Raw genomic sequence first — 11,699 nt, forward strand, 5'->3', positions numbered from 1 at the left:
AACTTCACCTTTATTTAAATTAATGGTTAGGTGGTAGATTTATACGTTTTATTCAAAATCAAACGAATGATATGCCCAATAAGCAACCCTGGTATTAAAAAAATAATAGGCAGAAAAATAGGTCCGATTAACGTATTATGGATTTTAATCAGTGGTGAATACATGAGGCCAACTGTTACAAAATATGCTCCAAATGCGAAAGGAAGATAACTATATTTTTTAACCCTATCTTGTGATAGTTTATACGCATCCCACATTGCATACATATATAAACATGGATAGAACATGAGCCACTGATAATTTATTTTTTCACTAGCTAAAACAGTTTGCCCTAAGAAACTAAGCATAATACCCTCGTTAAAATTACTTTTTACATTAATAAGAAACTCTAAAAAAATGAACAATATTCCTTTAACTATTGACCCAGATAACAGTTGCGCAAAACCTGGTAATGCAATACTCCATAAAATAGCTTCTAGTGGCTCCACTTTCTTCATTTTTTAACCTTTAAATGTCTTTGTTTGGTCAACATCTAGCGGATAGGAATCCTCGTCCATTTCATTAAGTTCATTGTCAACGATACCTTCGGGTCCATTTAAATAAGTAAGCCAAAATTCGGCCACATCAAATGAAGATTTCTCTTTTGAGCTCATAAGATTCTCCTTTCGTAGTCATAAAAGAAGTCATCCATAATTTTCCCTACGTTACCGTATTTTATGCAATTGTAAAAAGAAAAAACAGGTATTGTTTTGTATACCTGTTTTTCTTCGTAATTATTCCATTGGGTTGCTAAGTTTAATATCTGGATGTTTATCTTGAAACCACCGTAATGCAAAATCATTTTCGAACAAGAATACTGGTTTATCAAAGCGATCCTTTACTAAAAGACTACGGGAACTTGAAAGAGATTCATCTACTTGGGATTCATCAATCCAACGTGGAATTTTAGATCCAATATGTTCCATAATTACTTCAGAATTATATTCATTCTTCATCCTATGTTCAAAAACTTCAAACTGTAATTGTCCAACTGCCCCTAAAATATAATCTTCCATTCTGTAGGTTTTATACAACTGTATAGCTCCTTCTTGAACAAGCTGAAGAACACCTTTATGGAAATGTTTTTGCTTCAACACATTTTTGGCAGATACCCTTACAAACAATTCCGGAGTAAATTGTGGCAATTTTTCATATTGAAGCTTATTCTTTCCAGAAGATAAAGTATCACCAATTTGATACGTACCAGTATCATAAATTCCAATGATATCTCCACTTACCGCATTATTGACCGTGCTACGATCATCCGCCAAAAATTGAGTGGATTGAGAAAGTTTGATGGATTTACCTGTTCTTGATAAAGTAACATTCATCCCCCTTTCAAATTCACCCGAACAAATGCGCAAAAAAGCGATCCGATCACGATGGGCGGGGTTCATGTTTGCCTGGATTTTAAAAATAAATCCGGAAAATTCTTCAGAAGTCGGTTCAATAAGACCTTCATTAGAACTACGCGACTGTGGTGAAGGTGCAAATTGCAAATATGTCTCTAAAAATGTTTGCACCCCAAAATTCGTAAGTGCACTACCGAAGAACACAGGTGTTAATGTACCGTCTGCGATTTTCTCACGAGAAAATTCATTTCCTGCCTCATTTAATAACAATATTTCTTCCAATGCTTGTTCGTATAGTCCGGATTGTTTCAGCTTAGATGTGGCATTACTAATTTCACCATCTTCATTAAGTGAGATAAATCTTTCATTATCATCCACCCGAAATTGCTCGATCCGATTATAATATCGATCATATATCCCAAGAAATTCTTTACCCATACCAATCGGCCAATTCATCGGGTATGACTCAATCCCTAATACTTCCTCAAGCTCAGCTAGAAGCTCGAGCGGACTTTTCCCTTGGCGGTCCAGTTTATTGATAAAAGTAAAGATTGGTATCCCTCTCATTCGGCAAACCTTAAACAGCTTAATCGTTTGATCCTCAATCCCTTTTGCAGAATCAATAATCATAACAGCACTGTCTACCGCCATTAATGTTCGATAAGTATCTTCACTAAAATCTTGGTGCCCAGGAGTATCTAATATATTTACACGGTTTCCGTTGTATTCAAATTGCATAACGGATGATGTAACGGAAATACCTCTTTGCTTTTCGATTTCCATCCAGTCAGATGTGGCAAATTTTCCTGATTTCTTCCCTTTTACTGTTCCAGCAGCACGTATAGCACCACCAAATAAAAGCAATTGCTCTGTTAAGGTTGTTTTTCCGGCATCTGGATGTGAAATAATTGCAAAGGTTCTTCTCGATAAAACCTCTTCTTTAAAAGTCATGATGTAATTTCCTTTCGTTCCTATAATCATTTATTCTTTGCTTAATAGTGTATACAGTCAAACCGCCATATACGTACAAGTTCACTAAAATTAATTGTTCAGAGTAATACTCGTACACATGTACGCATAATGCTAAAATCAACAATAATCACTTAAATTGCTTAATATAAATTTATCTGCAACATCACCAATTATCGGTTATTACATTTCTCTTGTCCACCCATATATTTTTAATGCTAGTTCCAATGCTACTTGTTCACCGCCAACCTTCTCTTTTAGGCTCTCAGACCATTGTGTTACAAGCATATCCTTACTATCGTCATATGTAAAATACGTTGACCATTCTATAACGGGAACAGCAACAACAAAATAATCATCCTTTTTATTTTCATAAATATAAAGATCTTCCTGCTTATTTAAAATTGCCGTCTTCCTGATTTTCATTTTGTGTACCTCCTAAAAGCTAGTGAATGGAAACGATGCTTATTTTAATTCATTTATTATATTTTCTGGCAGTTTTTCTGCTACTCTACCCTTTCTTCCTGTTGTTGTGTCTGCCTGCAGCAATGAGTTTAGAACGGCCTCCTCTGTTGCCTCTGCAACTGCTTGAAAAAGCAAATTCATAATTGGATGATCTTCTCTTAATATACTTATGTTTTCCTTACCGTTCTTTTGTTCATGTGAGATTGTTGTTGCATTAGAAAAAGCAATCACAACATCCCCGCTGCCATGATGAATATTACTTCCAATTCTGCCAAGCCCAATTGGACATCTTTTTGCTAATCGTTTCAGTTGTCGATCAGACAGCGGGGCGTCTGTCGCAAGGATCATCATAATCGATCCGTCCGGTCGCTCACCTTTATCTTCCTGTTTGATTATATCAAAATAAAATTCATCTTTCTTACCAAAATTACTTTGAACAAGAATTCCAACTGTAAATGTTTCATTTTCTGTAAATGGAATAATTCGAGATGCACAACCAATACCGCCCTTATATCCAAAACACATCGTTCCTGTACCAGCACCGACTGCACCTTCTTCAGCTTTGTCTTGTGATGCCGCTTTAATTGCTTCAATAGCATGCTCAGGTGTAACAGACAATAGACGTGCTGTATTCAAATAACTATCATTACATTCTCCAACTACAATATTAATGGAACTAGTGGTATCTCCAATTTCCGGATTTTCTTGTAGCATATATTGTAAGGATCCTTGCAATACATTCCCTACACAAAATGTATTAGTTAGTAAAATTGGAGATTCTAGAAGTCCTAGTTCATCAATTTGAACAAGGCCAGCTGTCTTCCCAAAGCCATTGATTACAAAACTTGCTGCCATCACTTTTTCCTTAAATGGATTTCCACTGTGCGGAAGTATTGCAGTTACACCTGTTCGTATACAGTCTTCAGCATTTACATTTTCCTTTAAAGTAACATGTCCAACATGAACACCTTTTACATCCGTAATGCAATTCTTTTCACCCGTTAATAACGATCCGATTTTGATTCCAGCAACACTAGCTTTCATACTATTCTCCTTCTAGGACTACTCCCTGCATCCAAAGAATGCAGGGAAAACATATTATTATAAACAAATAGTTATAATATCGTCCTTCATTAATATTTGACTAGGTTTACATGATTCTTGATTAATTAATACCGATTGATCTTTTATTTTTTGAACAATTTGCGAACGACTCCAATCTGGAATACGTTCTGCCAATGTTTTATCAATTCTATGCCTATTTCCAATAATATGTTGGATAATAATCGAAACAGTACAGTTGCCTTGTTCCATAAATTTATTCCATTCAATATTCATTTCATCAATAATCGGCAGATGACTTTCTTCTTTTGTTTCGAATACTTTTACATGATCTGTAAAAGCTTTATATATTCTAAGTTTCCGGTTCCATGTATGATTTTTTTCGCACTTATAAATAGCATAGCGATAGATATTCTTCCCATTTGCATTATGTCTTCGAATAAGTGTGTCTTTATATGGAACTGTTTTTCCACAATTTTTGCAATGCTTGTAGATTATTTCTTCTGCTTCATCATGAGCAATATTCCAATACATTTGAATTTCTTGCATTTTCCTTCACCTCAAATAAGATAAAGGAACGCAACATTATTTGGATAAATTTAGTATGAAGTTTTGCAAATATAAAAAAGAGATTCCCAAAAGAGAACCTCTGTACACTTCGATACTACAGATTTGTTCCGTTCCTTTGTAATGGGATAAATAGACAGACCTCTCCCCAGGAGAAAAACAGTGTTTTCCAGTGAAGTCATATCCAGTTATTGGGTCCATTACAAAGTAGATGTTGGCATAAAGTCGAATCTTTCCTTTCTATCCAAATAAACTTAACAATATTTTACCATACTGTAAAAGTTTCATCTATATCTATTTTAATAATTCTGAATAAGCGCTATAAAGTAAAGCTTCCTTAGAGTCAACATTATTATCCTCAATCCATGTCTTCAATTGTTGTATTTCTATTTCTCTTTCAGAAGAAGATCTATTCGAAAACCGATACAAATCCAAAATATTAATTATGTTGGCAATCGTAAAATTCTCAATGACCCATTTTTTATCATAGGATGAGGATAAATCTGTTAACGCTTTATGAATGCATTGTGCCAATTGATTCTTTTCATTACTTATATGATTCCAACGTGCATGCACAGGTATGAACTTTATTTGGTAGTAAGACGGCTCTTCAATTAATCCATCCACTTCCTTAATACAGATTCCTCTAACTAAAAAATCATTTCGTATCTCCATTCTTTCCTTGTCGAACTGATCTGACAACATCTTAAGTGTAATCATTTCAACTGAAAGCATTTGTTATTGGGGATGAGAAAATGGTTGAAATGAAGCATATTTTAGAAAAATGTGAGTCAATGCTTGATAAGAATCAATTACCATTCGCCCATAGGCTCTGAAACTAAACGCAAACGTTTTTTAGTATAGCTATCCATAGTATTAAATTTTATCATTTCTTAAGCAATAAAAAGAGGTGTCCTTATGAGTAAACATCTAGGACACCAATATTTAAAATCATTATGTCAGATAACCATTTCAGATTGAACATATGCAAATAATAATTTTTCTGTATTTGCAATTGAGGTTTCGTGTGTTCTTTCAAATGCATGTGAAGATTCGATTCCAGGACCTACTAATCCATGAACGATGTCAAATCCTGCCCTGATGGCAGCGGAAGCATCTGATCCATAGAAAGGATAGATATCAACTTTGTAATCAATTTCATTTGCTTTAGCTAAATTGACTAAATGCTTTCTCAAACCATAATGATAAGGACCGCTTGAATCTTTCGCACAAATCGATACCGTATACTCATCGGATGCTTGACCATCACCTAGCGCTCCCATATCCACCGCTAGATATTCGACTGTTTCCGGAGTGATATTTGAGTTTCCGCCATAACCAATTTCTTCATTATTAGAAATAAGGAAATGGGTTGTATAAGGAAGCTCCAAATTATTTTCCTGAATATATTTGATTAACCTTAATAAAATAGCAGTACTTGCTTTATCATCTAAATGTCTTGACTTTATATAGCCGCTCTCTGTTATTTCAACCCGTGGATTAAAGGATACAAAGTCCCCTTCTTCAATACCTAGTGCACGTACCTCTTCCGCATTTTTCACTTTTTCATCGATTCGAACTTCAATATTTTCCTCATTTCTTTCCGCTTTTCCTGCATCCTTATAGACGTGAACAGATTGTTGATGCATCAAAATGGTACCAGTATAGATATCTCCTGCAGAGGTCTCAATTTCACAATATTCTCCTTCCACAGAGTTCCAACGGAAGCCGCCAATCATCGTGAGTTTTAAACGCCCGTTTGCTTTTACTTCCTTTACCATTGCACCAAGCGTATCAACATGTGCTGTTAGCATTCTATGCTTCCCTTCATTTTTACCTGGAATGGTAACTAGGAGACCTCCTTTACGGTTTCTTTCCATCTTAACTCCGTACTCTTCTAAAAAGTTTTCGCAAAAATCGATAACCTTTGATGTATTCCCAGATGGACTAGGAATGGAAACAAGTTCTTTTATTAATTGCATTGTTTCTCTTGCGTTACCGTATGTATTCATTATTATTTCTCTCCTTTATCCTACCATTAACGTATAGCCGTTAGTCGAAGGTTTCACTGTATGACATTATTATATTGGAAAATTCGGAAACAATACAGTCAAAAAGCTTATATGCACGAATTGTTTTTATACTATAATGTAATTAGAAGGATATAGGAGGAATTTTAATGGAAGAACATCATTTTCATTTAAAAATCAATTGGCCTGAAGGTAGAAATAGCGTTGGAGATTTAGAAACAAAAAACCTAAAAACAAAGATTTCTATTCCTCCAGAAATGGATGGCCCAGGTGTTGGCACGAATCCTGACGAAATGCTTTTAGGTGCAGCTGCCACATGCTATATTATTACGCTTGCCGCCATGCTAGAAAGAAGGAAAATAAGTGTAAGCAGTCTAACCATTGAATCCGAAGGCATAGTAGAGGTAGAAAAAGGTGTCATTACATATAAAAAAATCATTCATCGCCCACATATTGTATTAAATAAGGGAAATTTAAATGAACAACTAGAAAAAGTAAAGCAATTAACGGAAAAAGCCGAAAAAAGCTGTATGATTTCTAGGGCAATTCAAGGTAATGTGGAAATTGGATTGGAGGCAATCATCGAAGAAGAAAAATAAATATTTCCTTTCATGCTTACCTTATTATTTAACTGAATATGGATAAACTAACTGCATAAATGATGGTTAGGAGGTTTATATTCATGCAAAAGAAAAAGCACAATCAAGAACCTACAGTTGCTCCTGGGATAAACGATGCTGAGGAACTTGATCGTGTAGCTACGGAAACAGAAGTTGAAGCAGGCGATTATACAAGTGTCACCACTTTCTCCTGGGATGAAGTAGATCCAAGCGATGACTGACGATATGTCAGTCATTTTTTATTTTAAAAGGTACTGATTCGAAGGACGATGCAGAATCGATTTGATCTCTGTCATCTACAAGACTTCTTGTTCCGATTATTGGAGAGTCATCCCCCATAAGTTGACCAAACCCCTGGTTTTTTTTATCCGAATTATGCCAATCTGCCAATAAGTTTTGACCGATATTTACCGCAGAACAATTTTCAAAGGAATTAATTTTCAAAACAAAAATATTAATGTTAATAGAAGGTGCAGCCAAGATCATATCCCTCCTTATCTTCTGTGTATATATATGAAATAGTGATGTTATTTATGAAATTTTCTCAATTTATACTTTAGAGATTACCACCAATGTGTATATTATTCTAATCAAGAATCGAAATTATTAGAAATGGGGTGCACAAGAAATGGACGTAGATAAAATAAGGCAATGGTTACAATTTGCCCAACAAGTTCAAGGAAGTGGAGACTTTTGGAACTCTATTTTCGATTCTAACTACCCAAACTCGAACGGACAACAAGCACCAACAACGAACAAGCCTTCACCACCCTTTACAATGGAACAAAATGTCGTTCCAAAAATTTCTTTCCCGATGGTCGATATTCTTTCAGATGATCAGTTTATATATATCATTGCTACATTACCTGGAGTTGCTAAAGAAGATTTAAATCTTGCAGTGACTAATGACACAGTAATTTTAAAAGGGATTGTACGGCCTGTAATTCCAAATGCACAATCTATTTCTGTAGAAAGACAATATGGTCCATTTGAAAGGGCAATTAGACTTACAGAATCAATTGACTCATCAAAAATCAAGGCTAAATACTTTAATGGATTATTGATTATTACTCTTGAGCGGACAATTAGAAATGCAGAACCAATCGATATTGAATAAGACTTTTTAATTAAATTCAAATTAAGGTGTGGGGAATGGCATGTCATTAAAACAAATATTCCACTATTTTATAAAAAACGATTCTTCTCTAAAACAAATGAAAAAAAAGATCATCCTATTAGAAAATAAATTAGCAAAGTATGAAGAATTGGAAAGCTTAGTTAATGAAATTCAAGAGCTCAAAAAACAAAAAAGGGAAAATTCCCTTCAACCACCTATTGTGGTCGAACGACTAAATGTTGAAAAGCTCACCGTCGATAAAGTTGAATTAAATAACACTTTTGGTCAATTAGGGATAAAAGATTTACAAGGAAGATTAAATATCGGTGCTACATACGGTGAAGGAAGCTTTTATGATCATTTGAAAACGGAAGGTAATAAAGAAAATAAAGAAGAAAAATCATCAGAAGAAAAAAGACAACATGAAAAAAATGTACAAGCTCCTAAAATAAATGTAAGAGCTCGATAACTTGTTAGAGAATCTGCAAGTTTTTTAACTCGTGAAAAACCGACAAGCATTTGTCGTTTTTTTTCTATTGCTTAAAGGGCTATTTTCAATAGTGGACATGTATATTGTCAAAACGATTAGTAAAACTTATAAATAAGTTTTTAATCACATTTTTACGATAAAGGGGTTACTTTAAAATGAAGCGTTTATTATCCATTGGTATAAAAGGTGTTGCTACTTTTGTTATCTTATATGCAATCTTAGGACTCGCTTATAATATGTCATTTGGAAGAGTTTTATTAATTACCATTGTACTTGGTGCAATCTCCTATATTATTGGTGACTTAATCGTATTACCAAAATCAAATAATGTAGTTGCAACAGCAGTCGATTTAGGAATAGCATTCTCCATTATTTGGGGACTAAATGCATACAGTTTAAATAATCATATACTCCTTTTATATTTTAGCTCATTAGTTGGAGCTTTTGCGATTACAGCATTCGAATATTTTTATCACATATATTTATTAAAGGCATTTATTCATGAAAGACAAACATATTATTACAGACCATCACGTGCAAGATACCAAATGGAATCCTCCGAAGAGCTCCATCCAGATTTGAAAAAAGATAGAGATAGCGAATCAGAAAATAAATAGTGAAAAGGCTGACCCCTAGAATAAGGAAGTCAGCCTTCTCTGTCTAGCTCCAACGCCTATCGGCATTTCCGCTTTTCTAATTAATGATGATTATAGTCATATTGTGAACGATCTACTGGTGTAAAGCCGCTTGGTGTATAGAATCGTAAAAGATCACCGTAAACCACTTTGTCGGAAAGCTGCAGCTTCGTTTGAACCATTTGTTCATCTTTTTTGATTTCACTATTTTTCTTGATTGGTTCACCAGTTTTTGTATCATAGTACTTTCCATTTATTGAAGTAACAGTTGGAGTTACAAAACTTCCGTTACGGAATGGTACAACTTGAGAATGATCCTTCGACAATAAATCGGTCCCTAATTGAATGTAATCTCTTGTATCAATTCCCATTAAATGTTCAAGAGTTGGTAAAACATCAATCTCTCCACCATACTGATGCTTTACCCCGCCTTTCATACCAGGAACATGAATAATTAGCGGTACACGTTGTAACTGGGCATTTTCGAATGCACCAACCTTCTCGCCCATTACTTGTGACATAGCTTTATTATGGTTTTCGGAAATTCCATAATGGTCCCCATACATAATGATAATGGACTTATCATATAATCCTGATTGCTTCAAATAATCGACAAATTCTTTAACTGCCTCATCCAAATATCTTGCTGTTTGGAAATATCTATCAACGGATGGATCACCAGTATTATCAGGGCCAATACTTGCTTCCTCATTTGATATAGGATACGGGAAGTGATTTGATAACGTAATAAACTTAGCATAAAACGGTTGTTGCAATGTTTCAAGCATTGGTATGGATTCCTTAAAGAAAGGCTTATCTTTTAAACCATAGTTTAATACATCACTATCATTCATATCATAGTAACTTGCATCGAAGAACTTATCGAAACCAAATGATTTGTATGCCTCGTCACGGTTCCAGAAGGTTTTATAATTTCCATGGAACACAGCTGTAGTATACCCTCTTTGATCCATAATAGCAGGCATTGCTTGGAATGTATTTAATGCTTTTGTCGTAAGAACGGATCCTTGTGGAAGACCAAACAAGGAGTTTTCTAACATAAATTCTGCATCAGATGTTTTCCCTTGACCTGTCTGATGGAAGAAGTTATCAAAATACAATGTGTTTTTATTCTTTGTGAAAGAATTAATAAATGGAGTAACCTCTTCACCATTTAATTTATAATTAATTAAAAAGTTTTGGAATGACTCGAGATGAATGTAAATAACATTCATACCCTTACCTTTCCCGAAATATTTAGTGTTAGGTTCAGCATATTCAGCTTTCACATAATTTTGAACCTCTGTCATATCACTGCTGTCTGCAAATGCTTTTTGTGCAGAAGTTTTTGTGTTTTGAATAGCATCATAAATTGTAAAATTATAAGTACCTAAATACTTCACTAAATAGTTTCGGTCAAATGTTCTAGAAAGTAATTCTGGACGATCCTTTTCAGCAAGACCTAAGTTAACACAAAAAGCTAAGATAGCAGCTGCATAGACAGACAAAACTTTTCTGCGCCCTAACCGAATAGGCTCCGGTCTAGCAAATACAGCAATAATAATAAGTATAATGGTATCTAAGAAATACAGCGGATCGTGTGGCCTCAACAGTGCAAGTACACTACCACCCATATCTCCAAAGTTTTTTGTTTGAGTAAGTGTAGGGATCGTAATAAAGTCACTAAAAAACCTATAGTAAACGATATTAGCATATAGTAAGAACGACAATAAAAAATTTATAATAATCATCCAAATATATGCTCTTTTTCCCTTTGCCAATAATGCAAGTCCTAAAAAGAAAATCGCAGAACTTATTGGATTAATAAATAGTAGAAATTTTTGTAGGGAATTACTAATTCCTAAATGAAATTCATTGACATACCCAAAATACGTTTTCAACCAAAATAATAGTACAGCTAAAAAGAAAAAACCAAGATGTTTGTTAAATACACTTTGGCATTTCATTAGAAAGTTTTTCATTTTTGCACCTCTTTTATTACATAACTATGGTAAATACACTAATTATCGGACAAGCGTTAGTGTAAACCAGACCATATTACCTGTCATAACAAAAATTAACAGTACTAACTATGGCATATAAATACTATAAACATGTTCCAATTAATTTTCAATTCAAATACAACTAAAAAGACAAAAGAAAATCTTTTGTATTTCGACAAAATCATTGGATGCGTCATTCCTACTAAACTTTTTAACTTTATTATTTTAATCAAGAAAGGAATAATCGGCAATAGAAAAAAGAGGTATTTTCATAAAGTAATGATATCTTTTCTAAAATTGTCCTGTTTCTGAAACAATTTCTTCTAATTAACAATAATACGAAAGAAAAC

General features: G+C 34.0%; 15 protein-coding genes. 5 read left to right on the plus strand and 10 right to left on the minus strand.

All coding sequences use genetic code 11. The features are described from left to right. Positions 1-26: 26 nt before the first annotated feature. The 8 genes from AC3WJF_RS16915 to AC3WJF_RS16950 all read right to left on the minus strand — a co-directional run bounded on the left by AC3WJF_RS16915 (position 27) and on the right by AC3WJF_RS16950 (position 6,466). Positions 27-497 carry a hypothetical protein gene (locus tag AC3WJF_RS16915; RefSeq protein WP_492454290.1) on the minus strand — a complete coding sequence of 157 codons (471 nt, stop codon included), beginning with the start codon at positions 495-497 and terminating at the stop codon, positions 27-29. 3 nt (positions 498-500) lie between these two features. Beyond that, a complete protein-coding gene (locus AC3WJF_RS16920; protein WP_492454292.1) occupies positions 501-653 on the minus strand; it encodes a hypothetical protein in 153 nt (50 codons plus the stop codon). Positions 654-773: 120 nt separating this feature from the next. Beyond that, positions 774-2,342: a peptide chain release factor 3 gene (locus AC3WJF_RS16925; protein WP_492454294.1), complete on the minus strand. Its 1,569-nt coding sequence runs from the start codon at positions 2,340-2,342 to the stop codon at positions 774-776. A gap of 201 nt (positions 2,343-2,543) precedes the next feature. Further along, entirely contained in the window at positions 2,544-2,786 is a 243-nt protein-coding gene (locus AC3WJF_RS16930; RefSeq protein WP_492454296.1) for a YueH family protein, read from the minus strand. Positions 2,787-2,825: 39 nt separating this feature from the next. Then, entirely contained in the window at positions 2,826-3,869 is a 1,044-nt protein-coding gene (locus AC3WJF_RS16935) for a DmpA family aminopeptidase (protein ID WP_492454298.1), read from the minus strand. 57 nt (positions 3,870-3,926) lie between these two features. Next, positions 3,927-4,436, minus strand: coding sequence for a S4 domain-containing protein (locus AC3WJF_RS16940; protein ID WP_492454300.1), 510 nt, complete (start codon positions 4,434-4,436; stop codon positions 3,927-3,929). Positions 4,437-4,748: 312 nt separating this feature from the next. After that, complete coding sequence (locus AC3WJF_RS16945) at positions 4,749-5,189, minus strand: type I restriction-modification system subunit M N-terminal domain-containing protein (RefSeq protein WP_492454302.1); 441 nt, start codon at positions 5,187-5,189, stop codon at positions 4,749-4,751. A gap of 224 nt (positions 5,190-5,413) precedes the next feature. Then, a complete protein-coding gene (locus AC3WJF_RS16950) occupies positions 5,414-6,466 on the minus strand; it encodes a M42 family metallopeptidase (protein ID WP_492454304.1) in 1,053 nt (350 codons plus the stop codon). A gap of 167 nt (positions 6,467-6,633) precedes the next feature. Between AC3WJF_RS16950 and AC3WJF_RS16955 the strand changes: the two genes are divergently transcribed. Both AC3WJF_RS16955 and AC3WJF_RS16960 read left to right on the plus strand, forming a co-directional pair. Continuing rightward, on the plus strand, positions 6,634-7,083 hold the full coding sequence (locus AC3WJF_RS16955; RefSeq protein ID WP_492454305.1) for an OsmC family protein: 450 nt from the start codon (positions 6,634-6,636) through the stop codon (positions 7,081-7,083). Between the two features lie 83 nt (positions 7,084-7,166). Then, complete coding sequence (locus AC3WJF_RS16960; RefSeq protein ID WP_492454307.1) at positions 7,167-7,325, plus strand: hypothetical protein; 159 nt, start codon at positions 7,167-7,169, stop codon at positions 7,323-7,325. A gap of 7 nt (positions 7,326-7,332) precedes the next feature. On the opposite strand, the gene AC3WJF_RS16965 is transcribed toward AC3WJF_RS16960, so the two are convergent. Beyond that, on the minus strand, positions 7,333-7,590 hold the full coding sequence (locus AC3WJF_RS16965; protein WP_492454309.1) for a hypothetical protein: 258 nt from the start codon (positions 7,588-7,590) through the stop codon (positions 7,333-7,335). Positions 7,591-7,732: 142 nt separating this feature from the next. Between AC3WJF_RS16965 and AC3WJF_RS16970 the strand changes: the two genes are divergently transcribed. The 3 genes from AC3WJF_RS16970 to AC3WJF_RS16980 all read left to right on the plus strand — a co-directional run bounded on the left by AC3WJF_RS16970 (position 7,733) and on the right by AC3WJF_RS16980 (position 9,328). After that, positions 7,733-8,221: an Hsp20/alpha crystallin family protein gene (locus AC3WJF_RS16970; protein ID WP_492454311.1), complete on the plus strand. Its 489-nt coding sequence runs from the start codon at positions 7,733-7,735 to the stop codon at positions 8,219-8,221. A 40-nt stretch (positions 8,222-8,261) separates the two neighbouring features. Continuing rightward, positions 8,262-8,690: a hypothetical protein gene (locus tag AC3WJF_RS16975; protein ID WP_492454313.1), complete on the plus strand. Its 429-nt coding sequence runs from the start codon at positions 8,262-8,264 to the stop codon at positions 8,688-8,690. A 176-nt stretch (positions 8,691-8,866) separates the two neighbouring features. Then, on the plus strand, positions 8,867-9,328 hold the full coding sequence (locus AC3WJF_RS16980; RefSeq protein WP_492454315.1) for a YndM family protein: 462 nt from the start codon (positions 8,867-8,869) through the stop codon (positions 9,326-9,328). 80 nt (positions 9,329-9,408) lie between these two features. Here the strand turns inward: AC3WJF_RS16980 and ltaS are convergent, their stop codons facing one another. Further along, positions 9,409-11,328: a lipoteichoic acid synthase gene (gene ltaS / locus AC3WJF_RS16985; RefSeq protein ID WP_492454317.1), complete on the minus strand. Its 1,920-nt coding sequence runs from the start codon at positions 11,326-11,328 to the stop codon at positions 9,409-9,411. Between the last annotated feature and the right edge of the window lie 371 nt (positions 11,329-11,699).

The organism is Heyndrickxia sp. FW510-T9, assembly GCF_058781025.1.